This window comes from Nocardioides sp. Soil_C_8 (assembly GCF_057656315.1).
Genome location: NZ_JBDGKQ010000001.1, coordinates 653,817 through 679,159, shown reverse-complemented (window position 1 = coordinate 679,159; position 25,343 = coordinate 653,817). Strand labels below are relative to the sequence as shown.

22 protein-coding genes are annotated in these 25,343 nt (G+C 72.4%); 18 read left to right on the top strand and 4 right to left on the bottom strand.

The window, feature by feature from the left end:
• Positions 1–15: 15 nt before the first annotated feature.
• Positions 16–1,728 (top strand): glycerol-3-phosphate dehydrogenase/oxidase, encoded by a 1,713-nt coding sequence (locus AC3A3L_RS03345; protein ID WP_487638622.1) that lies wholly within the window; start codon positions 16–18, stop codon positions 1,726–1,728.
• Here the strand turns inward: AC3A3L_RS03345 and AC3A3L_RS03340 are convergent.
• Complete coding sequence (locus AC3A3L_RS03340; RefSeq protein WP_487638621.1) at positions 1,725–2,249, bottom strand: hypothetical protein; 525 nt, start codon at positions 2,247–2,249, stop codon at positions 1,725–1,727. The two genes, AC3A3L_RS03345 and AC3A3L_RS03340, sit on opposite strands and share 4 nt — an antisense overlap.
• A 122-nt stretch (positions 2,250–2,371) precedes the next feature.
• Between AC3A3L_RS03340 and AC3A3L_RS03335 the strand changes: the two genes are divergently transcribed.
• From AC3A3L_RS03335 to guaA, 3 genes are all read left to right on the top strand, one after another.
• Entirely contained in the window at positions 2,372–3,988 is a 1,617-nt protein-coding gene (locus AC3A3L_RS03335; protein WP_487638620.1) for a succinic semialdehyde dehydrogenase, read from the top strand.
• 1 nt (position 3,989) lies between these two features.
• Complete coding sequence (locus AC3A3L_RS03330) at positions 3,990–5,699, top strand: GMC oxidoreductase (RefSeq protein WP_487638619.1); 1,710 nt, start codon at positions 3,990–3,992, stop codon at positions 5,697–5,699.
• A 245-nt stretch (positions 5,700–5,944) separates the two neighbouring features.
• Positions 5,945–7,522 (top strand): glutamine-hydrolyzing GMP synthase, encoded by a 1,578-nt coding sequence (gene guaA, locus AC3A3L_RS03325; RefSeq protein ID WP_487638618.1) that lies wholly within the window; start codon positions 5,945–5,947, stop codon positions 7,520–7,522.
• 1 nt (position 7,523) lies between these two features.
• Here the strand turns inward: guaA and AC3A3L_RS03320 are convergent, their stop codons facing one another.
• A complete protein-coding gene (locus AC3A3L_RS03320; RefSeq protein WP_487638617.1) occupies positions 7,524–7,880 on the bottom strand; it encodes a hypothetical protein in 357 nt (118 codons plus the stop codon).
• A gap of 26 nt (positions 7,881–7,906) precedes the next feature.
• Positions 7,907–8,524, bottom strand: a complete 618-nt coding sequence (locus AC3A3L_RS03315) for a pyridoxamine 5'-phosphate oxidase family protein (protein WP_487638616.1) — start codon at positions 8,522–8,524, stop codon at positions 7,907–7,909.
• A 70-nt stretch (positions 8,525–8,594) separates the two neighbouring features.
• Between AC3A3L_RS03315 and AC3A3L_RS03310 the strand changes: the two genes are divergently transcribed.
• From AC3A3L_RS03310 to AC3A3L_RS03250, 13 genes are all read left to right on the top strand, one after another.
• Positions 8,595–8,978, top strand: a complete 384-nt coding sequence (locus AC3A3L_RS03310) for a VOC family protein (RefSeq protein ID WP_487638615.1) — start codon at positions 8,595–8,597, stop codon at positions 8,976–8,978.
• A gap of 99 nt (positions 8,979–9,077) precedes the next feature.
• Positions 9,078–10,793 carry a sodium:solute symporter family protein gene (locus tag AC3A3L_RS03305; RefSeq protein WP_487638614.1) on the top strand — a complete coding sequence of 572 codons (1,716 nt, stop codon included), beginning with the start codon at positions 9,078–9,080 and terminating at the stop codon, positions 10,791–10,793.
• Positions 10,794–10,806: 13 nt separating this feature from the next.
• Positions 10,807–11,136 (top strand): hypothetical protein, encoded by a 330-nt coding sequence (locus AC3A3L_RS03300; protein ID WP_487638613.1) that lies wholly within the window; start codon positions 10,807–10,809, stop codon positions 11,134–11,136.
• 22 nt (positions 11,137–11,158) lie between these two features.
• Positions 11,159–12,418, top strand: coding sequence for a DUF6986 family protein (locus AC3A3L_RS03295; protein ID WP_487638612.1), 1,260 nt, complete (start codon positions 11,159–11,161; stop codon positions 12,416–12,418).
• Positions 12,419–12,426: 8 nt separating this feature from the next.
• Positions 12,427–13,275 (top strand): factor-independent urate hydroxylase, encoded by an 849-nt coding sequence (pucL, locus tag AC3A3L_RS03290; RefSeq protein ID WP_487638611.1) that lies wholly within the window; start codon positions 12,427–12,429, stop codon positions 13,273–13,275.
• On the top strand, positions 13,272–13,790 hold the full coding sequence (uraD, locus tag AC3A3L_RS03285; RefSeq protein WP_487638610.1) for a 2-oxo-4-hydroxy-4-carboxy-5-ureidoimidazoline decarboxylase: 519 nt from the start codon (positions 13,272–13,274) through the stop codon (positions 13,788–13,790). Before pucL ends, uraD begins: the two co-directional genes overlap by 4 nt.
• On the top strand, positions 13,790–14,110 hold the full coding sequence (gene uraH, locus AC3A3L_RS03280; protein WP_487638609.1) for a hydroxyisourate hydrolase: 321 nt from the start codon (positions 13,790–13,792) through the stop codon (positions 14,108–14,110). The genes uraD and uraH overlap by 1 nt, the downstream gene beginning before the upstream one ends.
• A complete protein-coding gene (gene allB, locus AC3A3L_RS03275) occupies positions 14,100–15,437 on the top strand; it encodes an allantoinase AllB (RefSeq protein ID WP_487638608.1) in 1,338 nt (445 codons plus the stop codon). Before uraH ends, allB begins: the two co-directional genes overlap by 11 nt.
• Positions 15,434–16,279, top strand: a complete 846-nt coding sequence (locus AC3A3L_RS03270; protein ID WP_487638607.1) for a bifunctional allantoicase/(S)-ureidoglycine aminohydrolase — start codon at positions 15,434–15,436, stop codon at positions 16,277–16,279. Before allB ends, AC3A3L_RS03270 begins: the two co-directional genes overlap by 4 nt.
• Before the next feature lie 131 nt (positions 16,280–16,410).
• Positions 16,411–17,811, top strand: a complete 1,401-nt coding sequence (locus AC3A3L_RS03265) for a xanthine dehydrogenase small subunit (protein WP_487638606.1) — start codon at positions 16,411–16,413, stop codon at positions 17,809–17,811.
• Positions 17,808–20,195 carry a xanthine dehydrogenase molybdopterin binding subunit gene (locus AC3A3L_RS03260; RefSeq protein ID WP_487638605.1) on the top strand — a complete coding sequence of 796 codons (2,388 nt, stop codon included), beginning with the start codon at positions 17,808–17,810 and terminating at the stop codon, positions 20,193–20,195. The genes AC3A3L_RS03265 and AC3A3L_RS03260 overlap by 4 nt, the downstream gene beginning before the upstream one ends.
• A gap of 1 nt (position 20,196) precedes the next feature.
• Positions 20,197–21,024, top strand: coding sequence for a xanthine dehydrogenase accessory protein XdhC (gene xdhC / locus AC3A3L_RS03255; RefSeq protein WP_487638604.1), 828 nt, complete (start codon positions 20,197–20,199; stop codon positions 21,022–21,024).
• A gap of 64 nt (positions 21,025–21,088) precedes the next feature.
• Positions 21,089–22,480 carry a guanine deaminase gene (locus AC3A3L_RS03250; protein ID WP_487638603.1) on the top strand — a complete coding sequence of 464 codons (1,392 nt, stop codon included), beginning with the start codon at positions 21,089–21,091 and terminating at the stop codon, positions 22,478–22,480.
• On the opposite strand, the gene aceB is transcribed toward AC3A3L_RS03250, so the two are convergent.
• Positions 22,437–24,017: a malate synthase A gene (gene aceB / locus AC3A3L_RS03245; protein ID WP_487638602.1), complete on the bottom strand. Its 1,581-nt coding sequence runs from the start codon at positions 24,015–24,017 to the stop codon at positions 22,437–22,439. The genes AC3A3L_RS03250 and aceB overlap by 44 nt on opposite strands.
• Positions 24,018–24,220: 203 nt before the next feature.
• On the opposite strand from aceB, the gene AC3A3L_RS03240 reads away from it, so the two are divergent.
• A complete protein-coding gene (locus tag AC3A3L_RS03240) occupies positions 24,221–25,321 on the top strand; it encodes a sugar ABC transporter substrate-binding protein (protein WP_487638601.1) in 1,101 nt (366 codons plus the stop codon).
• Positions 25,322–25,343: the final 22 nt, after the last annotated feature.

Here is a 25,343-nt window from a genome sequence, read left to right as displayed (position 1 = left end):
TGAGAGACTCTCTGCATGACGCTCGCCAAGGCCCTCGACGCCGACCAGCGCGCGGACGCGCTCGAGCAGCTCGGGTCGGGTGAGCTCGACGTGCTGGTCGTCGGTGGCGGGATCGTCGGCGTGGGGGCGGCGCTCGACGCGGTGACGCGCGGGCTGAAGGTCGGCCTGGTCGAGCAGCGCGACCTGGCCTCGGGGACGTCGTCGCGCTCGTCCAAGCTGGTGCACGGGGGGCTGCGCTACCTCGAGATGTTCGACTTCGCCCTGGTCAAGGAGGCGCTGGAGGAGCGCGGGCTGCTGCTGACCCGGCTCGCCCCGCACCTGGTCCGCCCGGTGCCGTTCCTCTACCCGCTCGAGCACGCGTGGGAGCGCCCCTACGTCGGTGCCGGGGTCGCGCTCTACGACACCATGGCGATGACCGGCAGGTACGACATGGGTGTGCCGAAGCACAAGCACGTCTTCCGCAAGCAGCTCGCCCGGATGGCCCCCGACATCCGGACCGAGGGCATGCACGGGGCGATCCGCTACTACGACTGCCAGGTCGACGACGCGCGGCTGGTGATGACCATCGCCCGCACGGCCGCCAACAACGGCGCCCACGTCGCGACCCGCACCCAGGTGACCGGCTTCCTGAGGGACGGCGACCGCGTCGTCGGCGTACGCGCCCGCGACCTCGAGGGCCAGCGCGACCTCGAGATCCGCGCGCGCGTGGTCATCAACGCGGCCGGGGTCTGGACCGACGTGGTGCAGGAACTCCTGGGCGGCGAGGCCCAGCTCGACGTCGACGCCAGCAAGGGCATCCACGTCGTCGTGCCCAAGGACCGGATCCGGTCCGAGTGCGGGTTCATCACCAAGACCGAGAAGTCGGTGCTGTTCGTGATCCCGTGGGGCGAGTTCTGGATCATCGGCACCACCGACACCGCGTGGGACCTCGACCTCGCCCACCCCGCCGCCAGCAGGACCGACATCGACTACGTCCTCGAGCACGCCAACCGGCTCCTCAAGGACCCGCTGGACCACCGCGACGTCGTCGGGGTGTACGCCGGGCTCCGGCCGCTGCTCAAGCCGACGCGCAAGGAGGGCGAGATGGGGGAGACCACCAAGCTCTCCCGCGAGCACACGGTGGCCAACCCCGTGCCCGGCCTGGTGCTCGTCGCCGGCGGCAAGCTGACGACGTACCGCGTGATGGCGCGCGACGCCGTCGACCACGCGATCCGGGACTTCGACGCCACCCCCTCCTCGATCACGGACCGGGTGCCGCTCATGGGTGCATGGGGCCACGAGGCCCGGACCAACCAGCGGGTCGCGCTCAGCCGCGCCTCGGGCCTCGAGATCGGGGTGGTCGACCACCTGCTCGGGCGCTACGGCGGGCTCGTCGACGAGCTGCTGGCCCTCATCCACCGGCGCCCCGAGCTGGGTCAGCCGCTGCCGGGGGCCGAGCACTACCTGCGGGCCGAGGTGCTCTACGCCGTCACCCACGAGGGTGCCCGCCACCTCGACGACGTGCTGGCGCGGCGCACGCGCGTGTCGATCGAGACCTTCGACCGCGGGATCGCGGCCGCGCGGCCGGCCGCCGAGCTGATGGCGGAGGCGCTGGGCTGGGACGACGCCCAGCTCGAGGACGAGGTCGACCACTACCTGCGCCGGGTCGAGGCGGAGCGGCAGAGCCAGCTCATGCCGACCGACCAGGAGGCCGACGAGGCGCGGGTCAAGGCGCCTGACATCGTCTAGAGCCGCTGGACGGGTCCCGGCGCCGCCCCGAACGCCTCGCGCAGGCCGGACGGCTTGCCGCCGGCCTCGAGCGCCTCGGCCACCTTGCCCACCGACCGGGCGCCGGGCCAGACGTGCACGACCATCAGCACGAGCGAGACGACCGCGCCGCCGAGGTAGGTGAGGATGCTGCCGTCGGGGAGCACGAACGCGGCGGCGACCGAGGCGATGGCGACGAACTCCGCGACGGCGAAGCGCATGATCATCAGTGCCTGCCAGCGGGTGCGGGCCTGGGCTGCCGCGTCGTCGTCGCTGAGGGAGGTGGACAGGGCCGGGGTCCGGTAGCCGACCGCCTCCAGCAGCACGTGCGCCACGACCCCCGCCAGCACCTGCACCAGCAGGGGCGCCAGCGGGAACGAGTCCGGGGCCGGCAGCACGACCGACAGCGCGACGCCGATGACGACCAGGGCACCCATGAGCGACCCGGCCAGGATGCGGGTGGACAGCGCGAAGGGCGCGGACGTGGGCATCGGCGTCGACATGCGGCGAGCCTAAGACGCCGCGGTCCGGCCCGACCGTTGGACAAATTCGGCTGATATGTCGAATGCTGGGATGAAGTGACCAACCAGTAGCAACGGCGTCGGCAGCGACCTACGCTGCAGGGATGAGTGAGCAGACCCCCGCCTCGGGCCCCGTCACCGACGGCCCCGCGGACCCCGAGCACGACGCCACGGCGGCCTACGGCCTCGACCGCTCGTACGTCGCCAGCCTGACGCGGCGCCTCGTCAGCACCACCGGGGAGACGGTCGCCGTCTCCTCGCCGATCGGCGGCACGCCGCTCGCCCACGTCCCGCAGTCCAGCCCCGCCGACGTGGCCGAGGCGTTCGCCCGAGCGCGCCGGGCGCAGGCGTCGTGGGCGGCCACCTCCGTGGACGACCGGGCGGCGGCGCTCCTGCGGCTGCACGACCTGCTGCTCGACCGGCAGGAGGAGCTCATCGACCTCGTCGTGTGGGAGTCGGGCAAGGCCCGCAAGGACGCCTACCTCGAGGTCGCCCACCTCGCGCTGACCGCGCGCTACTACGCCCGCACCGCTCACGAGCACCTCGACACCCGCCGCGTCAGCGGCATGTTCCCGGTGCTCACCCGGGCCGAGGTCAACCGCGTGCCGAAGGGCGTCGTCGGCATCATCTCGCCCTGGAACTACCCGCTCACGATGGCGCTCTGCGACGGCATCCCGGCACTCCTGGCCGGCAACGCGGTGGTGTCCAAGCCCGACGCGCAGACGGTGCTGACGGCGCTGCTGGCCGCCCAGCTGCTGGAGGAGGCGGGCTTCCCGCCGGAGACCTGGCAGGTCGTCGCCGGTCCCGGTCCCGAGGTGGGCGGCGCCATCGTCGCGAACGCCGACTACGTCTGCTTCACCGGCTCCACCGCCACCGGCCGGGTCATCGCGCGAGGGTGTGCCGAGCGGCTGATCGGCTGCTCGCTCGAGCTCGGCGGCAAGAACCCGATGCTCGTCCTCCGCGACGCCGACGTCCACCGGGCCGCCGAGGGTGCGACCCGAGCGGTCTTCTCCAACGCCGGGCAGCTGTGCGTGTCGATGGAGCGCCTCTTCGTCGCCGACCAGGTCTACGACCGCTTCGTCGACGCCTTCGTCTCGCGCACACAGGCGATGACCCTCGGCGCGAGCCAGGACTGGTCGGTCGACATCGGGTCGCTGATCTCGCAGGCCCAGCTCGACACCGTCACCCGCCACGTCGAGGACGCCGTCGCCAAGGGCGCCCGCGTGCTGACCGGTGGCAAGCACCGGCCCGACCTCGGCCCTTTCGTCTTCGAGCCCACCATCCTCGAAGGTGTCTCGGCCGACATGGAGTGCTTCGGCAAGGAGACCTTCGGTCCGGTCGTCTCGCTCTACCGCTTCCACAGCGAGGACGAGGCGGTCGAGCGCGCCAACGACGGCCTCTACGGCCTCAACGCCTCGGTCTGGACCCGCGACACCGCGCGCGGTCGCGCGCTGGCCCGTCGCATCGCGTGCGGCACGGTCAACGTCAACGAGGCCTACGGGGCCACCTTCGGCTCGCTGGGCGCGCCGATGGGCGGGATGCGCGAGTCGGGCCTCGGCCGTCGGCAGGGGGCGGAGGGCATCCACCGCTACACCGAGGCGCAGTCGGTGGCGGTCCAGCGGCTGGTCCCGATCGCGCCGATGTTCGGGATGTCGGAGGAGACCAACGCGAAGGTGATGACCGGGGCGCTGCGCCTGCTCAACAAGCTGGGCATGGCGTGAGGTGACGGTCCACTACGACGTCCTCGTCATCGGGTCGGGCTTCGGCGGCTCGGTCACGGCCCTGCGGCTGACGGAGAAGGGCTACACCGTCGGCGTGCTCGAGGCGGGCGCCCGGTTCGCCGACGACGAGCTGCCCGAGCACGGCGGTGACGTGAAGAAGTTCCTCTTCCGACCGGAGGTCGGCCTCTACGGCATCCAGCGCATCGACATCGTCCACGACTGCTTCATCCTCGCCGGCGCCGGTGTGGGAGGTGGCTCCCTCAACTACGCGAACACCCTCTACGAGCCCCCGGAGCCCTTCTACCAGGACCGGCAGTGGTCGCACATCACGGACTGGCGGTCCGAGCTCGCGCCCTACTTCGACCAGGCCAAGCGGATGCTGGGCGTCACGACGTACGCCAGGACCACGCCCGCCGACGTGGCGATGAAGAAGGTCGCCGACGAGATGGGGGTCGGCCACACGTTCGTGCCGACGCCCGTGGGCGTCTTCTTCGGAGAGCCCGGCCAGGCCGAGGGCGAGACGGTGCCCGACCCGTTCTTCGGCGGAGCCGGGCCGGACCGGTCCACCTGCATCAACTGCGGCTCGTGCATGACCGGCTGCCGGCACAACGCGAAGAACACCCTGGTCAAGAACTACCTCCACCTCGCGGAGGCCAACGGAGCCGTCGTGCACCCGCTGACCACCGTCACCGACGTACGACCCCGCGCCGAGGGCGGGTACGAGGTCACGGCCCGCTGGACCAAGGCCAAGCTGTCGCGCAGGCGAGCTGTCAGGACCTTCACCGCCGACCACGTCGTCTTCTCGGCCGCCGCGATCGGCACGCAGCGCCTGCTGCACCGGCTCAAGGCCGAGGGCTCGCTGCCCGGGATCTCCGACCGGCTCGGCGTCCTGACGCGCACCAACTCCGAAGCCATCCTCTGGGCCACCGCCAACGACGACGCCGTCGACTGGACGGAGGGCGTCGCGATCACCTCGAGCTTCCACCCCGACGAGCACACGCACGTCGAGCCCGTCCGCTACGGCCGCGGCCGCAACGTGATGCCGCTGATGGCCACCGTGCTCGTCGACGAGGTGCTCGGCGAGAAGCGGTGGCGCACCTGGGGCAAGGAGCTCTGGCGCCAGCGCGACGGGCTGCGCGACCTCTACTCGCTCGACACGTGGTCGCGTCGCACGGTGGTCGCGCTCGTCATGCAGACGCTCGACAACTCGATCACCACCGTGTGGCGCAAGCGCGGCGGTGTCGGCTACCTGTCGTCGACCCAGGGCCACGGTGCCCCCAACCCGACCTACATCGCGTCGGCGTACGACGCCGTACGCCGGCTGGCGCGCGTCATGGGCGCCCGCCGGGCCTACGGCGCGATCGGCGAGCCCCTCGGGATGCCGTTGACCGCGCACTTCATCGGGGGCTGCGCCATCGGTGACTCGTCCGCCACCGGTGTCGTGGACCCCTACCAGCGCCTCTACGGCTACGACGGCCTGCACGTGGTCGACGGGTCGGCGGTGTCGGCCAACCTCGGGGTGAACCCCTCGCTCACCATCACCGCGCAGGCCGAGCGCGCGATGGCGTTCTGGCCCAACAAGGGCGAGGCCGACCCGCGCCCGGCGCTCGGGTCGGCCTACCGCCGCCTCGCTCCGGTGGCGCCCAAGAACCCGGTCGTGCCGGAGGCCGCACCCGGGGCGCTGCGGCTGCCGATCGTCGGCGTCGGCTGAGCGACGCAGCTGCGGCGGACCCGGACCGGAAGTTGGTCCAGACCGGACCGTAACCACCCCTCGCAGAGGTCGTTGGGCCGGGTAGAGGGGCCCGGCAGTCATGCTCCCTCCCAAGGGCCGGGTCTCTCGTCTCGGCAGCTGTTCGCAGTGGCTGGGAGCCAAGCCCCAGGGCCTGATCACCCTCCCTCCCCGATCGGGCCCTGGGGCGACTCCTGCACGAGGTCCTGCGTCGATAGACTCGCCGCGTGACGCAGCCTGGAGAGCACGACCTGGTCCTCGTCGTCGACTTCGGGGCGCAGTACGCCCAGCTGATCGCGAGGCGGGTGCGCGAGGCGCGGGTCTACTCCGAGATCGTGCCGCACACGATGCCGGTGGCCGAGATGCTGGCGCGCAAGCCCAAGGCGATCATCCTGTCCGGCGGCCCCTCGAGCGTCTACGCCGAGGACGCCCCCGGCATCGACGACCACGTCTTCACGGCCGGGGTCCCGGTGTTCGGGATGTGCTACGGCTTCCAGCTCATGGCCAAGGGCCTCGGCGGCGAGGTCGCCCACACCGGCGCGCGCGAGTACGGACGTACGCCCGTCTCCGTCTCCGAGCCGGGCACCCTCCTCGAGGGCATCCCGGCCGAGCACAAGGTCTGGATGTCCCACGGCGACTCCGTCGCGCGGGCGCCCGAGGGCTTCACCGTGCTCGCCTCCACCGAGGACACCCCGGTCGCCGCGTTCGAGGACGTCGGCCGCGGTCTCGCCGGTGTCCAGTGGCACCCCGAGGTGCTGCACTCCGAGCACGGCCAGAAGGTGCTCGAGCACTTCCTCCACCACATCGCCGGCGCGCGCCAGACGTGGACCATGCTCAACATCGCGGAGGAGCAGATCGAGCGCGTCCGCGAGCAGATCGGCGACACGGGCCTGGCCATCTGCGGCCTGTCCGGCGGCGTCGACTCCGCCGTCGCCGCGGCCATCGTGCAGCGCGCCATCGGCGACCGGCTGCACTGCGTCTTCGTCGACCACGGCCTGCTCCGCGAGGGCGAGGCCGAGCAGGTCGAGCGCGACTTCGTCGCCGCGACCGGCGTCAACCTCCACGTGTACGACGCCCGCGAGACCTTCCTCGCCGCCCTCGCCGGGGTCACCGACCCGGAGGAGAAGCGCAAGATCATCGGCCGCGAGTTCATCCGCGCCTTCGAGGCCGCCGAGGTGCAGGTGCTCGGCGAGGCCGCCGAGCACGGCGACAAGGTCGGGTTCCTCGTGCAGGGCACGCTCTACCCGGACGTCGTCGAGTCCGGCGGCGGTGCCGGCACCTCCAACATCAAGTCGCACCACAACGTCGGCGGCCTGCCGGAGGACCTCGAGTTCGCGCTCGTCGAGCCGCTGCGCACCCTCTTCAAGGACGAGGTCCGCCTCGTCGGCGAGCAGCTCGGCCTGCCGGCCGAGATGGTGTGGCGCCAGCCCTTCCCGGGTCCGGGCCTCGGGATCCGCATCATCGGCGAGGTCACCGCCGACCGTCTCGACATCCTCCGCCGCGCCGACGCGATCGCGCGCCAGGAGCTCACCCGCGCCGGCCTCGACCGCGACATCTGGCAGATGCCCGTCGTGCTGCTCGCCGACGTCCGCTCCGTCGGCGTGCAGGGCGACGGCCGCACCTACGGACACCCCGTCGTCATCCGTCCGGTCACCTCCGAGGACGCGATGACCGCCGACTGGGCCCGCCTGCCCTACGAGGTGATGGAGCGCATCTCCACCCGCATCACCAACGAGGTGGCGGAGGTCAACCGGGTCACCCTCGACATCACCTCGAAGCCGCCGGGCACCATCGAGTGGGAGTGAGCTAGCCCGACTCCTCGAGGCAGGTCGACCGGTCGACGTCGCGCGGGCAGCCGCGGAGGTCCGAGCCGATGACCACGCCGGTCACGAGCGAGGTCACCAGCGCGAGAGTGAGCGCCCCGAGCGCCAGGCCGCCGCTGCGTCGGACGAGCGCGTAGGTCGCCAGCGGCAGGGCCGCCGCCAGGCCGGTCACGGCCAGCAGCACGAGGGTCGAGTCCGGGTCGGTGGACACGCCGAAACCGCCGCCGGAGCAGCCGGAGACCCCGCAGATCGTGATCGCGGACAAGATGGCGGGGGCGATCGCCAGCGCGAGGCCGAGCACGACGAGGACAGCTGCCACGCGTCCCGAGACACGGTTCATCCCGCCACCCTGCCAGAGCGTCCGGGTCAGAAGCGGGGAATCGAGGGGGCGCTCGGGTTCGTCCCGTCCAGTGCCGGGTCGCCCGCGGGCAGAGTGCCCTCGAACCACTCGTCCAGCTTCCAGTCCGGCACCGGCGGCTGCACTCCCTCGACCGGCACGAAGACGGACCGTCGCGTCGGGCCGTGCGTGTGGACGTACCTCCGGCAGTTGGGGAACACGGCGCGGGCGCGGACCCGGACGACGAGCCTGGCGCCGGGGAAGGTCGCGACGAGCGGGTCGGCGGGATCGACCGTCGCCTCGCCGTTGACACGCAGGCGGGACCCGTTCTCGAAGTCGATGAAGAGCAGTCCGACGAGGTGGTTCTCGGTGACGTTGCCGACGGTGAGGAACATGCCGTTGCCGTCGTAGACCGGGAACGCGATCGTGTGCTTGTCGACAACCCGGACGAAGCCCGGGTCGCCGCCCTTGTAGGAGCTCTGCGGCTGCCCGTCGGCGTCGGAGGTCGCGATGAAGAACATGTCGCGCGCCTCGATGAACTCCCGGAATCCCGAGACGTCGTCGCCCGCGACGCTGGCGAGGCGGTCGGCGAGCCGGCGCGTGTCGAAGGTGTCCTGCAGGGCGCGGTGCGAGTCTCGGTAGTCCATGGCGGTGCCTCTCCAGATCGAGGATCGCACCACCGCCACCTGCGAGGAAGGCTGGTCTAGGTTGGCGTCCATGCCGCGCGCGCTGCACCACCTCGACCTCTGGGTCGCCGACGTCGAGGTCGCCGAGGGCGAGTGGGGCTGGCTGCTCGTCGCGTGCGACTGGCAGCGCACGGAGGGCGCCCTGTCGTGGCTGCACCCGGACGGGACGTACGTGTTCATGGAGCACTCGCCCGACCAGCACGGTGAGCACGACCGACTGCGACCGGGCGTCAACCACCTCGCGCTCACCGTCGACACCCGCGGCGAGCTCGACCGGATGCGGGCCGAGTCCACCGAGCACGGCTGGCACGAGCTGTACGCCGACCGCTACCCGCACGCCGGCGGCGAGCAGCACGTCGCGCTCTACCTCGAGAGCTCCGAGGGCTTCGAGGTGGAGGTCGTCGTCGGCGAGTAGCACCTCACACGCCGGACCGACCCACCACGGGGTGGTCGCGCGGGGGAGGGGAGGGGTCTAGGTTGCTGGATGGCCCACACATGAATCTTGGGAGGTGACATGTCGTCCGACACCCTGATCGACGCGACCTGGCTGGACTACCTGCTGGTCGCGATCTACTTCGGCTTCGTGCTCGGCATCGGGGTGATGGCCCGGCGGTCGGTGTCGGACTCGATCGACTTCTTCCTGTCCGGTCGTTCGCTGCCGGCGTGGGTGACGGGCCTGGCGTTCATCTCCGCCAACCTCGGTGCGGTCGAGATCATGGGCATGTCCGCCAACGGTGCGGAGATCGGGCTGCCGACGGTCCACTACTTCTGGGTCGGCGCGGTGCCGGCGATGCTGTTCCTCGGCGTCGTGATGATGCCGTTCTACTACGGCTCGAAGGTCCGCTCGGTCCCCGAGTTCATGTTCCGGCGTTTCGGCACGGGCGCCCACCTGGTCAACGCGCTGAGCTTCGCCGTCGCCCAGCTGCTGATCGCGGGCGTCAACCTCGCGCTGCTCGCGGGCATCCTCCACGCGCTGCTCGGCTGGCCGATCTGGATCGCCCTCGTGGTCGCCGGCGCGATCGTGCTGTCCTACATCACGCTCGGCGGCCTGAGCGCGGCGATCTACAACGAGGTGCTGCAGTTCTTCGTCATCGTCGCCTCCCTGCTGCCGCTGACCCTCATCGGCCTGAACCGCGTCGGGGGGTGGGACGGCCTCACCGACAAGATCACCGCCGCGGCCAACGGTGCACCGGCCGACGCGGCCGTCGCCCCCGCCAGCCAGCAGCTCGAGTCGTGGCCCGGGCAGGCCCTGTCGGGCTTCGACTCCCCGTTCTTCTCGGTCGTCGGCATCGTGTTCGGCCTCGGGTTCGTGCTGTCCTTCGGCTACTGGACGACCAACTTCGTCGAGGTGCAGCGGGCGATGGCGTCCAACTCGATCTCCGCGGCCCGCAAGACGCCGATCATCGGGTCCTTCCCGAAGATGTTCATCCCCTTCATCGTGATCGTTCCGGGCATGATCTCGGCGGTCCTGGTGCAGGAGATGATCGACCTCAAGAACGGCGGCAGTCCCGAGGGCGGGGCGAGCGGGGAGGGAGTCGCCTACAACGACGCGCTCCTGCTGCTGATGCGCGACGTGCTGCCCAACGGCCTGCTCGGCCTGGCGATCGCCGGACTCCTGGCGGCGTTCATGGCGGGCATGGCGGCCAACATCTCGGCGTTCAACACCGTCTTCTCCTACGACCTCTGGCAGCGCTACATCCGCAAGGACCACTCCGACGACTACTACCTGCGGATCGGGCGACTCGCCACTGTCGCGGCGACGATCATCGCGGTGTTCACCGCCCGGATCGCGATGGGCTACGACAACGTCATGGACTACCTCCAGACGCTGTTCGGGTTCTTCAACGCACCGCTGTTCGCGACGTTCATCCTCGGCATGTTCTGGAAGCGGATGACGCCGACCGCGGCGTGGGTCGGCCTGGTCGCCGGCACGCTGTCGGCGGTCGCCGTCGACCGCCTGGCCGCCGCCGGTGTCATCGACCTGCCGGGACAGGGCGCGGCCTTCCTCGCCGCGTCGACGGCCTTCGTCGTCGACTTCGTGCTCAGCATCGTCGTCTCCCTCGTGACCAGGCCCAAGCCGGCCTCCGAGCTCAAGGGCCTCGTCTACTCCGAGACGCCGAGGGAGGACCGCATCGATCCCGAGGAGGCGTCCTACCCGTGGTACCGCCGCACGGTCCCGCTCGCCGCCATCTCCCTGGCGATGGTCATCGTCCTCAACATCGCCTTCTGAGAGAGGGGCCACCATGTCCGACACGACTGACACGTCCGGGAAGTCCGGCAGCACCGGCGCTCCGCACAAGGCCGGTGCCTTCGACATCCGCAACATCATCGGCCTGCTCATGGGCCTCTACGGCATCATCCTGGTGCTCGCCGGGATCTTCGCCGACCCGGAGCTGGAGAAGACCGGGGGCGTCAACGCCAACCTGTGGACCGGGCTGGCGCTGATCGCGGTCGCAGCGGTCTTCATCGGCTGGGCGCGCCTGCGACCCATCGTCGTGCCGGAGCACTTCGACCGGCCCGACGACGACCCGACCCGCCCGGCGCCGCAGCGGAAGCGCCCCCCGGCGCACTGACGCGGGTCTAGGGTCTCTCCCCATGGAGAGCCTCGACCACCTCGTCGGTGGTCTGACGAGCGAGCTCGACACGCGACTGGCGATCGTCGACGCGCAGCTCGCGGCGCGCTACCCGGGCGAGCGCGCGGGGCGCCAGCCCGTGCACACGGTGTACGTCCCGGCCGACCGCTTCCACGCCGACCTCCTCCCGGACCACGGTGCCGCTGCCCTCGCCGCGGTGGCCGAGCACGGCGACCGGCTGCTCGGGCTCGTCGACGGCGACCGCGACCTCGTCGAGCGGGTGCGCGCCAAGCTGGCGAGCGAGCCCGTCGAGGACCTGCGCATCGACTTCGAGGACGGCTACGGCACCCGCTCCGACGAGGAGGAGGACGGCGACGTACGACGTGCGGCGAAGGACCTGCGCGCCGCGCTCGACGCCGGGACCGCGGCCCCCTTCACCGGCATCCGGTTCAAGGGATTCGAGGCACCCACCCGCAGCCGTGGGCTCCGCACCCTCGCGCTGTTCGTGGCGGGGCTGGTCGAGGACGGCCCGTTGCCCGGCACCTTCGTCGTGACGCTCCCCAAGGTCACCGCGGTGGAGCAGGTCGAGGCGCTGGTCCACGTGGCTGCGCGGCTGGAGTCCGGGCTCGGTCTCGCGGACGGCGCGCTGCGCTTCGAGATCCAGGTCGAGACACCGCAGTCGATCCTCGGCCCGGACGGCAGCGCCCTCGTCGCCCGCATGGTGCACGCCTCTGGCGGCCGCTGCACCGGCCTGCACTACGGCACCTACGACTACTCGGCCTTCTGCGGCATCGCGGCCGCGCACCAGAGCCTCGAGCACCCCGTCGCCGACCACGCCAAGGCCGTCATGCAGGCCGCGGCGGCCGGCACCGGCGTACGCCTCTCCGACGGGTCGACCAACGTGCTGCCGGTCGGCGGGGCGGACGAGGTGGCTGCCGCATGGGCCAACCACCTGCGGCTCGTCCGCCGCTCGCTGGAGCGCGGCTACTACCAGGGGTGGGACCTCCACCCCGCCCAGCTGCCGACGCGGTTCGCGGCGACGTTCGGGTTCTACCGCGACGGGCTCGCGGCCGCGGTGGGCCGGCTGCGGACCTATGTCGGGCGCCGGGAGTCCGGCGTCCTCGACGAGCCGGCGACGGCCCGCGCGCTCGCCGACTTCCTGCTGCGCGGGATCGACTGCGGCGCCGTGTCGCAGGACGAGGTGACGGAGGGGAGCGGGCTGGACGCACGCCGGCTCGCCGGGCTGGCGCACCGCGCCACGGAGACGGGAGGACGAGAGTGACAGGCATCGTGCTGGGACCGAACCGCTACGGCAAGGCGGAGTCGCGCGTCGTACGCATCGTGCGCGACACGGCGCGCCACGAGATCCGCGACCTCAACGTGTCGACGTCGCTCCACGGCGACTTCGCCGCTGCGCACACCGACGGCGACCAGTCGCAGGTGCTGCCGACCGACACCCAGAAGAACACGGCGTTCGCGTTCGCCAAGCGGCACGGCATCGCCTCGCCCGAGGACTACGCGATCGCGCTCGGCACCCGCCTGCTCGAGGCCACGCCGGCGGCGGAGGGAGCCGTGGTGCGGGTCGAGGAGTACGCGTGGGACCGGATCCCGGTCAACGGCTTCGGCCACGACCACGCGTTCGTGCGCCGCGGCGGCGAGGTCCGGACCACATCGGTGGAGGTGACGTCCGCGGGCGCCGCGGTCTCATCCGGGCTCGAGGACCTGGTGGTGCTGAAGTCCACCGGCTCGGAGTTCAAGGGCTTCCTCCGCGACGAGTACACGACGCTCCCCGACGCCGACGACCGCATCCTCGCGACCGCGCTCCGGGCGCAGTGGCACTACCGGGCCGGCGCGCAGCCCGACTGGAGCACGACGTACGAGTCGGTGCGGGCGCTGCTGCTGGAGACGTTCGCGACGACCTACAGCAGGGCCCTGCAGGAGACGCTCTACGCGATGGGCCGGGCCGTGCTCGCCGTCCATCCGGACATCACCCGCATCGCGTTCGCGGCTCCCAACAAGCACCACTTCCTGGTGGACCTCGAGCCGTTCGGCCTGGACAACCCCGGCGAGGTCTTCATCGCGGCCGACCGCCCCTACGGGCTGATCGAGGCCGAGGTGCTCCGGGAGGGGACGCCGTGAACGTCGCGGGCTTCAACGCGGCCGCCGACGACGACGGCCGCCGGCTGCTGCTCACCTGCCTCGACGCGCCGCAGTGGGCCGACCGGGTGCTGGCCGGGCGGCCCTACGACACCGTCGGCCAGGTCGAGGCAGGCATGGTCGCGGCGTCGGCGACCATCTCCGACGACGAGCTCGAGCAGGCGCTCGCACGGCACCCGCGCATCGGGGAGCGTGCCGACGCGGACCGGCACGACGCCGCCCACTCCACCCGCGAGCAGTCCGGCGTCGACCGGGACGACGCCGACCTGGCCCGGCGCCTCGAGGAGGGCAACCGGGCCTACGAGGACCGCTTCGGCCGGGTGTTCATCGTCCGGGCCGCGGGCCGCAGTGGCGAGGACATCCTCGAGCACCTGCACCAGCGCCTCGACAACAGCGACGAGCTCGAGCGCGCCGCGACGATCGACCAGCTGACCCAGATCGCGGTGCTCCGGATGAGGCAGCTGGTGGAGGAGACGGAGCAGGAGGGAGCGTCCTGATGGCGTCGCTCAGCACCCACGTCCTGGACACCTCGACCGGGCGTCCGGCCGCCGGGGTCCGGGTCAGCCTCGAAGCCGCGGACGGCACGGTCCTCGCCACCGGTGTGACCGACGCCGATGGCCGGGTCGGCGACCTCGCCGCCGACCTGCCGCGCGGCGACCACCGCCTTCGCTTCGACACCGGCTCCTGGTTCGCGGCCGCGGGCGTCACCGCGTTCTACCCCGAGGTCGTCGTCGCCTTCACCGTCGCCGCGGACGAGCACCACCACGTGCCGCTGCTGCTCAATCCCTACGGCTACTCGACCTACCGTGGCAGCTGACCTCGTCGTCCGCGCCCGGCGTGCCGTCGTCGGTGGCACCGAGCGAGCCGTCGCCGTCGAGGTGACGGACGGGGTCGTCACCGCCCTCCACGAGCGCGACGCCGAGGTGGAGGCCGCCGCCGTCCACGAGCTCGCCGACGACGAGGTGCTGCTGCCGGGCCTCGTCGACACCCACGTGCACGTCAACGAGCCGGGCCGCACCGACTGGGAGGGCTTCGCCAGCGCGACCCGCGCGGCCGCAGCAGGCGGGGTGACGACGATCGTCGACATGCCGCTGAACAGCATCCCGCCGACCACGACGGTCGCCGCGCTGGAGGTGAAGCGCGAGGTCGCGAGCGGCCAGGCGTGGGTCGACGTCGGCTTCTGGGGTGGCGCGGTCCCGGGCAACGTCGCCGACCTCGCGCCGCTGCACGACGCCGGGGTCTTCGGCTTCAAGTGCTTCCTCCTCGACTCGGGCGTCGAGGAGTTCCCCCACCTCTCACCTGTGGAGCTCGCCGACGCCATGACCGAGGTGGCGCGGATCGGCTCGCTGATGGTCGTCCACGCCGAGGACGCCGCCGAGGTCGCCGAGTGCGCCCACGGGACGGCGTACCGCGGCTTCCTGGACAGCCGGCCCGACGCCGCCGAGGAGCGGGCGATCGCGCTGGTCGTCGAGACGGCCCGGCGCACGGGTGCTCGTGCCCACGTCGTGCACCTCAGCGCCTCCGGTGCCGTGCCCGCGCTGCGGGCCGCCCGCGCCGACGGGGTCGACGTCTCCGTCGAGACGTGCCCGCACTACCTCCACTTCGACGCCGCGGCGATCGCCGACGGGGCGACCGAGCTCAAGTGCTGCCCGCCCATCCGCGGCGCGGCGAACCGCGACGCGCTGTGGCAGGCGCTCGTCGAGGACGACATCGACCTCGTCGTCACCGACCACTCGCCGTGCACCGCCGACCTCAAGCTCCGCGACACCGGCGACTTCGCCGACGCGTGGGGCGGCATCGCCTCGCTCCAGCTCGGCCTCCCGGTCGTCTGGACGGGAGCCCGCGAACGAGGGGTGCCCCTCGCCGACGTGGTGCGCTGGATGGCCACGGCACCTGCCCGCCGGGTGGGGCTGGCCGGCAAGGGCGAGATCGCCGTGGGCGGTGATGCGGACCTCTGCGTCTTCGCGCCCGAGGAGGAGTGGGTCGTCGACGCGGCGGCGCTGCACCACAAGAACCCGGTCACCCCCTACGCCGGGCGTACGCTCACCGGCACCGTGCGCCGGACCTGGCTGCGAGGGGCGTCGATCGACCTGATGGGCCCGCCCCGCGGCCAGCTGCTGAGAAGAGGAGTGCCGCTGCGATGACGTACTGGGTCCCGAGGGGCGGCCTGCCGCCGCAGGCCGACCTCACCACCGGCCAGTCCGGTCGCGCGGTCTTCACCGAGGCCTACGCCGTGCTGCCGCGCGGCACGATGACCGACATCGTCGCCAGCCGCCTGCCGCACTGGGACGACACCCGGCTCTGGGTCATCGCCCGACCGCTGTCCGGCTTCGCCGAGACCTTCTCCTGGTACGTCGTCGAGGTGGCGCCGGGCGGCGGGAGCGAACGACCCGACGACGACCCTGACGCGGAGTCCGTGCTGTTCGTCGTGGGCGGGCGGGCGACGCTGACCCTCGGTGACGAGACGCACTCGCTCGCGCCGGGCAGCTACGCCTTCCTGCCACCGGCGACGGCCTGGGCGCTGCGCAACAGCGGCGTCGGCGACGAACCACTGGCCCTCCACTGGATCCGCAAGGCCTACGAGCGGGTGGACGGCGTCGAGGTCCCGGGGCCGTTCGTCGTCCACGAGGACGACGTCGCCGTCGAGCCGATGCCCGACACCGACGGCGCCTGGGGCACCCAGCGCTTCGTGGACCCGCTCGACGTGCGGCACGACATGCACGTCAACATCGTGTCCTTCGAGCCCGGGGGAGCGATCCCGTTCCCGGAGACCCACGTGATGGAGCACGGCCTCTACGTCCTGGAGGGCAAGGCGGTCTACCTGCTCAACCAGGACTGGGTCGAGGTCGAGGCCGGCGACTTCATGTGGCTGCGCGCGTTCTGCCCGCAGGCCTGCTACGCCGGCGGCCCGGGCCGGTTCCGCTACCTGCTCTACAAGGACGTCAACCGGCACCCGCGCCTCCACCCGAGGTCCACCCCGGCGTGAGAGCGATGTGACTGACGATGTGACCCGGGTCACGTAGGATGGCTGCTGGCAGGTCGTCGTTCGGCATGGACAACCGGCGGCCCGTGACTCCCTGAACCATGCAACGTTCGGCTTGCCCGAGGGGAGAGCACGTGCCGGATCCGCAGGTCACCGTCAACGGGCAGCCGCGCCCGCTCGCCGGCACGCCCACCCACACCAACGCCCTCGACTTCCTGCGCGGGATCGGGCTCACCGGCGCCAAGGAGGGCTGCGCGGAGGGGGAGTGCGGCGCCTGCGCGGTGATGGTCGCCCGACCCGAGGGTGCCGGCAGCCGCTGGACCCCGGTCAACTCCTGCCTGGTGCCGGCCCTCGCGCTCGACGGCCAGGAGGTGGTCACCGCGGAGGGCCTCGGCACGCCGGAGCAGCTGCACCCCGTCCAGGCCGGGCTGGCGGCCGCCGGCGGCTCCCAGTGCGGCTACTGCACGCCCGGCTTCGCCTGCGCGATGGCCGCGGAGTACTACCGGCCCGACGCAGGGGTCGAGGGTTTCGACCTGCACGCGATCGCCGGCAACCTCTGCCGCTGCACCGGCTACCGCCCGATCCGCGACGCTGCTCGCGCCCTCGGCAGCCCCGCACCCGGGGACCTCCTGGCCGAGCGGCAGGGGCGTCCCGCGCCCGCGGCGGTGCCGACCCGGGTCGAGGGGTTCGCCCGTCCCGCCGACCTCCCCGAGGCCCTGTCTCTGCTGGCGGAGCACCCGGGCGCCGTGGTGGTCGCCGGGTCGACCGACTGGGGGGTGGAGGCCAACCTGCGCGGTCGCCGCGCGTCGTACCTCGTCGCGGTCGACCGGCTGCCCGAGCTGCGCGGGCTCTCTATAGACGGCACGGTCGAGATCGGTGCCGCGCTGACCCTCAGCGAGGTGGAGGCCGCGCTGGGCGACACGGTGCCGCTGCTCGCGGAGGTCTGGCCGCTCTTCGCCTCGCCGCTGATCCGCAACGGCGCCACCGTCGGCGGCAACCTCGCGACGGCGTCGCCGATCGGTGACCTCGCCCCCGTCCTGCTCGCCCTCGACGCGACGCTGGTGCTCGCCTCGGCCTCCGGCGACCGGGAGGTCGCCCTGGCCGACTTCTTCACCGGCTACCGCGAGACGGTCATGCGGGCCGACGAGCTGATCCGGGCGGTGCGGGTGCCGACGCCCCTCGCCGCGCACACCACGTTCCGCAAGATCGCCAAGCGGCGCTACGACGACATCTCCAGCGTTGCCGTCGCTGCCGCCCTCGACGTCGTCGACGGGACGGTCGCGAGGGCGTGCATCGGCCTCGGCGGGGTGGCCGCGACGCCCCTGCGCGCCCGTGCCACCGAGGCCGCCCTGGAGGGACGGCCGTGGACGGCGGACACGGTCGAGGCGGCGTCGCGCGTGCTGGCGGGGGAGGGCACGCCGATCGACGACCAGCGGGCCAGCGCCGCCTACCGCTCGGCGATGCTGGGCAACGCGCTCAGGGCCTGGTGGGACGAGGAGTGGTACGAGGAGTGGGACGAGGAGCAGTCCCGGTGAGCCACCTGTCCGAGCGCCCCGACGACGCGGTCGTCGGCCTCGCCCTGCCGCACGAGAGCGCCGCCCTCCACGTCACCGGCCGCGCGCTCTACACCGACGACCTGGTGCACCGCACGCCGCACGTGCTGCACGCCCACCCGGTCTGCTCGCCCCACCCGCACGCCCGGGTCACCCGCGTCGACGCGACGGCGGCGCTCGCCGTGCCCGGGGTCGTCCGGGTGCTGACGGCCGAGGACGTGCCCGGCATCAACGACGCCGGGGTCAAGCACGACGAGCCGCTCTTCCCCGACGTCGTGATGTTCGTCGGGCACGCCGTCTGCTGGGTGCTCGGCGACACCCTCGAGGCCGCACGCCGTGGCGCCGCTGCGGTCGAGGTCGACTACGAGCCTCTCCCCGCGATCGTGTCGCTGGCCGAGGCGATCGAGGCCGAGCACTTCCAGGGAGGTCGGCCGGTCGTCGCACGTGGTGACGTCGAGGCCGGACTGGCGGGCGCGACCCACGTCTTCAGCGGCGTCACCGAGATGGCCGGGCAGGAGCACTTCTACCTCGAGACGCACGCCTCGCTCGCGCTCGTCGACGAGGGCGGCCAGGTGTTCGTGCAGAGCAGCACGCAGCACCCGAGCGAGACGCAGGAGATCGTCGCGCACGTGCTCGGCCTCGACAGCCACCACGTGACCGTGCAGTGCCTGCGGATGGGTGGCGGCTTCGGGGGCAAGGAGATGCAGCCCCACGGGTTCGCCGCCGTCGCCGCGCTCGGCGCCGTCCTCACCGGCCGGCCCGTGCGGCTGCGGCTGAGCCGCACCCACGACATGACGATGACCGGCAAGCGCCACGGCTTCCACGCCCAGTGGCGGGTCGGATTCGACGGCGACGGACGGCTGACCGCGCTCGAGGCGACCCTCACCTCCGACGGCGGCTGGAGCCTCGACCTCAGCGAGCCGGTGCTGGCGCGGGCGCTGTGCCACGTCGACAACGCCTACTGGATCCCGCACGTGCTCCTCCACGGCCGGGTGGCGCGCACCCACAAGACCTCCCAGACCGCGTTCCGCGGCTTCGGCGGGCCGCAGGGGATGCTGGTGGTCGAGGACGTCCTGGGCCGCTGCGCCCCGCTGCTCGGGATCGACCCCGTCGACCTGCGCCGACGCAACTTCTACGTCGAGGGCCAGGCCACCCCCTACGGGCAGGTGGTCCGCCACCCCGAACGGGCCGTGGCTGCGTGGGAGCAGGTGCTCGCCAGCGGGGACGTCGTACGCCGTCGCGCGGAGGTGGCGGCCTTCAACGCGGCGAACCCCCACCGCAAGCGCGGCCTCGCGGTGACGCCGGTGAAGTTCGGCATCTCCTTCAACTTCACGGCCTTCAACCAGGCCGGCGCGCTGGTGCACGTCTACAAGGACGGCTCGGTGCTGATCAACCACGGCGGCACCGAGATGGGCCAGGGCCTGCACACGAAGATGCTCCAGGTCGCGGCGACCACCCTCGGGGTTCCCCTCGCCAGGGTCCGCGTGGCGCCCACCCGCACCGACAAGGTCCCCAACACCTCCGCGACCGCGGCGAGCTCGAGCGCCGACCTCAACGGCGGTGCGGTCAAGGACGCCTGCGAGCAGGTCCTGGCGCGCCTGCGCGAGGTCGACGCGGGACGCGGCCTGGCCTGGGAGGAGCTGGTCCGCGAGGCCTACTTCAGCCGGGTGCAGCTGTGGGCGGCCGGCTTCTACCGGACCGAGGGGATCCACTGGGACTCCACGCAGATGAGCGGCCACCCGTTCAAGTACTTCGCCTACGGCGTCGCCGCGGCGGAGGTGGAGGTCGACGGCTTCACCGGTGCCCACCGCACGCTGCGGGTCGACATCGTGCACGATGTCGGCGACAGCCTGTCCCCGCTCGTCGACCTCGGCCAGGTCGAGGGCGGCTTCGTGCAGGGGGTGGGCTGGCTGACGATGGAGGACCTGCGGTGGGACGAGTCCGACGGTCCCGGGCGCGGGCGGCTCACCACGCAGTCCGCCAGCACCTACAAGCTCCCCAGCCTCGGCGAGCTGCCCGACGAGCTCCACGTCGCGCTGCTCGAGCAGGCGCACGAGGACGGCGTGGTCTACGGGTCGAAGGCGGTCGGCGAGCCGCCGCTCATGCTGGCGTTCGCCGTCCGTGAGGCGCTGCGCGAGGCGGTCGCGGCGTTCGGGCCGGAGGGCACGAGCGTCGACCTCGCCTCCCCGGCCACGCCCGAGGCGGTCTTCTGGGCGGCGGAGCGCGCCCGCGCCGCGGCCCCCGCCCACGCTCCCGGGGGTGTCGTCGAGGGCCTGCCGGGAGCGGTGCCCGACCGACCCGACCCGGCGGCGCCGGCGCTGCACCCGGAGTCCGAGCGGGCGGCCCACGCGGCGGGGGAGGCCTGACGTGCACTGGCTGGGAGCAGTCGAGCGGCTGCGGGAGCAGCGGCTCCCCGGCGTGCTGGTCACGATCGCGGACGTGCGCGGGCACGCCCCACGCGACGCCGGCGCCAAGATGGTCGTCGCGGCGGAGGGGGCGTGGGGCAGCGTCGGCGGCGGCAACCTCGAGGAGACCGCCCTCGTCCGCGCCCGGACGATGATCGACGAGGGGACCGACGCGCCCGAGCAGATCGTGCTCGGCCTGACCGACAAGGCCCGTACCGACCACGGTCGCCAGTGCTGCGGTGGCGAGGTCACCCTGCTGCTCGAGCCGCTGCCGGTGGTGGGGTCCGTGGCGATCTTCGGGGTCGGCCACGTCGGTCTCCAGCTCGCCCGGATCCTCGCCGCCCACGACCTCGACCTCCACCTCGTCGACTCACGCTCCGGCCTGCTCACCGAGGAGCGCCTGGCGCTGCCGACGGATGGCGAGGCGCGGGTGCGGGTGCACCACTCGCCGGTCCCGGAGCTCGCGCTCGGAGCGGTCCCGCCCGGCACCCACGTCCTGGTGATGACCCACGACCACGCCGAGGACTTCGCGTTGTGCGACGCCGCGCTGCGCTGCACCCACCTCGGGTCGGTCGGGCTGATCGGCTCGACCGCGAAGTGGGCCCGGTTCCGCAGCGGCCTCGCGGTCGAGGGGCACGACGACGCGACCATCGACCGGATCCGCTGCCCGATCGGGCTGGCCACCACCCCCTCGTCGGCCACCAGCAAGGTGCCGGCCGTGATCGCGGTCTCCGTCGTCGCCGAGCTGATGGACCTCCTGGCCGCCGACCGCGCCCGGACCACCGCATGAGGACCACCCCACGGCGTTCTTCTCCGCCGCTTCGCTCCCCCGAACAACACCGCGGGGACCCCGGATGAGCGGGGCCGGGGTCGTCTACCGGGCCCGCGCCTACGACGCCCCCGACGACCCGTTCACCACGAGCGGCCCGGCCTTCCGCTACGACGACGACCTCGGGCTCGCCGTCGCCGACGACGGGGTGATCACCGACCGGGGCGCCTTCGCCGCGGTGGCGGCCGCACGCCCCGACGCGCCCGTCATCGACCTCCGCTCGGGCCTGCTGCTGCCCGGGCTGGTCGACACCCACGTCCACTTCCCCCAGGTGCGGGTGATCGGCGCGCTTGGCATGCCGCTGCTCGAGTGGCTCGAGCGGTGCGCCCTGCCGGAGGAGGAGCGCCTCGCCTCGACGTCGTACGCCGCCACGGTGGCCGCCGAGCTCGTCGCCGGCCTCATCGCCGCAGGGACGACGACGTCGCTCGTCTTCGGGTCCCACTTCGCGCCCGCGGTCGACGCGCTCTTCGCCGAGGCCGAGCGCTACGGACTGCGGATGACCAGCGGACTCGTGGTCAGCGACCGCGTCCTGCCCGAGCCGCTGCTGACGACGCCCGAGCGCTCCCACGACGAGTCCGTCCGGCTCGCGGCTGACTGGCACGACCGGGAGCGTCTCCGCTACGCCGTCACGCCGCGCTTCGCGCTCTCGGCCTCCGACGCGATCCTCGCCGCGTGCGCCGACGTCCTCGCCGTGGTCGACGGCGCCTGCTTCACCTCCCACGTCAACGAGAACAATGCCGAGGTCGCGACCGTCGCCGACCAGTTCCCGCACCGCGACCACTACGTCGACACCTACGACCACCACGGGTTGCTCGGTGGCTGCTCGGTGCTGGCCCACAACGTGCACCCCACCGACGCCGAGCTCGACGTGCTCGCGGCCCGCGGGACGGCGGTGGCCTACTGCCCGACGAGCAACGCGGCGCTCGGCTCGGGGATGTTCTCGCTGCGGCGCCACGTCGCGGCCGGCGTGCGCGTCGCGCTGGGCAGCGACGTCGGCGCGGGCACCGGCTTCTCGATCTTCAAGGAGGGGCTGCAGGCCTACTTCCTGCAGCACCTGCTCGGCGCCGACGGGCTGCCGCTGGCCGCGGGCCACCTCCTGCACCTCAGCACAGCGGCGGGTGCTGCGGCGCTCGGGCTCGGCGACGTCACCGGCGACCTGAGCCCCGGCAAGCAGTTCGACGCGATCTGCGTGCGGCCGCCGGTCGGCACCGCGCTCGACATCGGTTTGCGACACGCCGGGTCGCCGGAGGAGGCCCTCGGCAAGGTGTTCGCCCTCGCGGGTGACGCCGACGTCGCCGACGTGTGGGTCGGCGGCGACCAGGTGGCCTCCGGCGGGTTCGTCCGTCCGGTCAGTCGCCCGGTCGGTCGCCCGGTCAGTCGCCCCGCGCCAGCAGGACGTCGTACGCCTGCAGGGTGAGGAAGTCGGGGAAGTCGTCGCCCAGGGCACAGTCGACGAAGAGCCGACGGGCGTCGTCGTCGACCGCACCGCCGAGGGCGTCGTGCTCCTCGGCCACCAGCCGCTCGACGAGCTCGCGCGTGACCACCTCGCCCGTGTCGAGGGTCGCCTCGTTGAAGACCCACTGCCACACCTGGGAGCGGGAGATCTCGGCGGTCGCCGCGTCCTCCATCAGGTTGTCGATGCCGGCGGCGCCGTTGCCGGACAGCCACGCGTGGAGGTACTGCATGCCGATCCGCACGTTGCCGCGCAGCCCCGCCTCGGTGCGCTCGCCGGGCGTCTCGCCGACCGCGAGCAGGTCGGTCGCGGAGACCGACACGTCGTCCCGGAGCACGTCGAGCTGGTTGTCGCGCCCGTCGAGCACGCCGTCGAAGACCTCCTGGCACAGCGGCACGAGGTCGGGGTGGGCCACCCACGAGCCGTCGAAGCCGGCCCGGGCCTCGCGGGTCTTGTCCTCGCGCACCTTGGCGAAGGCGCGCTCGTTGACCTCGGGGTCGCGCCGGCTCGGGATGAACGCCGCCATCCCGCCGATCGCGAAGGCGCCGCGTCGGTGGCACGTCCGCACGAGGAGGTCGCTGTAGGCGGTCATCATCGGGGCGGCCATGGTCACCGCGTTGCGGTCCGGGAGCGTGAAGCCGGGCCCGGCGTCGCGGAAGTTCTTGATGATGCTGAACAGGTAGTCCCAGCGGCCGGCATTGAGTCCCGCCGCGTGGTCGCGCAGCTCGTGGAGGATCTCGTCCATCTCGAAGGCGGCGGTGATGGTCTCGATCAGGACGGTCGCCCGCACCGAGCCGTGCGGCACCCCGAGCGCTGCCTCGGCGTGGGTGAAGACGTCGTCCCACAGGCGCGCCTCGAGGTGCGACTCCATCTTGGGCAGGTAGTAGTAGGGACCGCTGCCGGCGGCCAGGAGCTCGCGCGCGTTGTGGAAGAAGTGCAGGCCGAAGTCGACGAGGGCGGCGACCACGGGCCGGCCGGCAGCGGTCAGGTGGGCCTCGTCGAAGTGCCAGCCGCGGGGGCGGGGGAGGACCACCGGCGAGCTCGCGGGGTCGGCGACGGCGTACTGCTTGCCCTCGGGCGAGGTGAACGCGAGGCGTCCGCGGACCGCGTCGCGCAGGGTCAGCTGGCCGCCCACGACGTTGCGCCAGTGTGGGGTGTTGGCGTCCTCGAGGTCGGCGAGCCAGACCCGCGCGCCCGAGTTGAGGGCGTTGATCGCCATCTTCGGGTCGGTCGGGCCGGTGATCTCGACGCGCCGGTCGCGCAGGTCCGCGGGCACGGGCGCCACCGTCCACTCGGAGTCGCGCACGTGGGCCGTCTGGGGCAGGAAGTCGAGGCGGCCGGTCCGGGCGATCTCCAGGCGCCTGCTCCGGCGCGCCGCCAGCAGCTCGTCGCGACGCTCGTGGAAGCGGGCGTCGAGGTCGGCCACGAAGGCCAGCGCCTCGGGGGTGAGCACCTCCTCGGACCGCGGGACGGGCGGGGCGGACACGTCGAGGCCGGTCATGGGCTCACGCTAGTCGCCGGGGTGCGCGGGTGGTCCAGTCCAGAGCGGCCTGCAACGCCCGGTTTGGTAACGAACCGGCAACAGCGGCGGCGGCGATCTGGACGTGACGGTGGTCACTCCATATGTTGCGTGGGACAACATATGTACGCGCCTCCGCGGTGAGCGGCAGCCGACGTACGACAGATCGCTAGGAGGCGGTTCGCGTGAAGCGGAAGCACAGTTTGGTCCTCGTCCCCCTGCTCGGCCTGTCGATGGCACTGACTGCCTGTGGCAGCGACGACAGTGACAGCGGCAGCGACAGCGGCAGCAGCGACAGCGGCAGCTCGGAGAGCAGCGGCAAGATCGGCGTGATCCTGCCGGACACCGAGTCCTCGGTGCGGTGGGAGAGCGCGGACCGTCCGGCCCTCGAAGCGGCCTTCGACGAGGCAGGCGTCGACTACGACATCCAGAACGCCGAGGGCGACGCCGAGCGGATGACCCAGATCGCCGACACCATGATCGGCAACGGCGTCACCGTCCTCGCGATCGTCAACCTGGACTCCGAGTCCGGCGCGGCCATCCAGGAGAAGGCCAAGTCCCAGGGCGTCGCGACCATCGACTACGACCGCCTCACCCTCGGTGGCTCGGCGGAGTACTACGTCTCCTTCGACAACACCGTCGTCGGCGAGCTGCAGGGCCAGGGCCTCGCGGACTGCCTCGGCGACAAGAAGGCGAACATCGTCTACCTCAACGGCTCGCCCACCGACAACAACGCCACCCTCTTCGCCGAGGGCGCGCACAGCGTGCTCGACGGGATGAGCAACTACACCGTCGTCGGTGAGCAGGCGGTCCCGGACTGGGACAACGAGGAGGCGGCCACGATCTTCCAGCAGCTCTACACCGCTGCGGACGGCAAGGTCGACGGTGTCCTCGCCGCCAACGACGGTCTCGGTGGCGCGGCCATCAGCATCCTGGAGGGCAACGGCCAGGCCGGCAAGGTCCCGGTCACCGGCCAGGACGCCACCGTCGAGGGCCTTCAGAACGTGCTCGCCGGCACCCAGTGCATGACGGTCTACAAGTCCGCCACGCAGGAGGCCGGTGCGCTGGCCGACGCCGCCATCGCGCTGGTGAACGGCGACGAGGCCGAGACCACCGGCACCACGGTCGACTCCTCCGACGACAGCGAGGTCCCCTCGATCCTGCTGGAGCCGCAGGCCATCACCAAGGACAACGTCGGCGACGTGATCGACGACGGTGGCCAGAAGGCCGAGGACGTGTGCACCGGCAAGTTCGCCGACCTGTGCACCGAGGCCGGGATCTCCTGATCCCGACCCCGACCGCCTGACC

What these genes read in the sequence shown, in the direction of transcription:
- AC3A3L_RS03315 (WP_487638616.1), bottom strand. Translation starts at nt 8,524, where the DNA reads ATGGACTACCGAGACTCGCACCGCGCCCTGCAGGACACCTTCGACACG.
- AC3A3L_RS03340 (WP_487638621.1), bottom strand. Translation starts at nt 2,249, where the DNA reads ATGTCGACGCCGATGCCCACGTCCGCGCCCTTCGCGCTGTCCACCCGC.
- AC3A3L_RS03270 (WP_487638607.1), top strand. Translation starts at nt 15,434, where the DNA reads ATGACGTACTGGGTCCCGAGGGGCGGCCTGCCGCCGCAGGCCGACCTC.
- AC3A3L_RS03335 (WP_487638620.1), top strand. Translation starts at nt 2,372, where the DNA reads ATGAGTGAGCAGACCCCCGCCTCGGGCCCCGTCACCGACGGCCCCGCG.
- AC3A3L_RS03305 (WP_487638614.1), top strand. Translation starts at nt 9,078, where the DNA reads ATGTCGTCCGACACCCTGATCGACGCGACCTGGCTGGACTACCTGCTG.
- AC3A3L_RS03320 (WP_487638617.1), bottom strand. Translation starts at nt 7,880, where the DNA reads ATGAACCGTGTCTCGGGACGCGTGGCAGCTGTCCTCGTCGTGCTCGGC.
- aceB (WP_487638602.1), bottom strand. Translation starts at nt 24,017, where the DNA reads ATGACCGGCCTCGACGTGTCCGCCCCGCCCGTCCCGCGGTCCGAGGAG.
- uraH (WP_487638609.1), top strand. Translation starts at nt 13,790, where the DNA reads ATGGCGTCGCTCAGCACCCACGTCCTGGACACCTCGACCGGGCGTCCG.
- AC3A3L_RS03295 (WP_487638612.1), top strand. Translation starts at nt 11,159, where the DNA reads ATGGAGAGCCTCGACCACCTCGTCGGTGGTCTGACGAGCGAGCTCGAC.
- AC3A3L_RS03250 (WP_487638603.1), top strand. Translation starts at nt 21,089, where the DNA reads ATGAGCGGGGCCGGGGTCGTCTACCGGGCCCGCGCCTACGACGCCCCC.
- AC3A3L_RS03310 (WP_487638615.1), top strand. Translation starts at nt 8,595, where the DNA reads ATGCCGCGCGCGCTGCACCACCTCGACCTCTGGGTCGCCGACGTCGAG.
- AC3A3L_RS03300 (WP_487638613.1), top strand. Translation starts at nt 10,807, where the DNA reads ATGTCCGACACGACTGACACGTCCGGGAAGTCCGGCAGCACCGGCGCT.
- AC3A3L_RS03345 (WP_487638622.1), top strand. Translation starts at nt 16, where the DNA reads ATGACGCTCGCCAAGGCCCTCGACGCCGACCAGCGCGCGGACGCGCTC.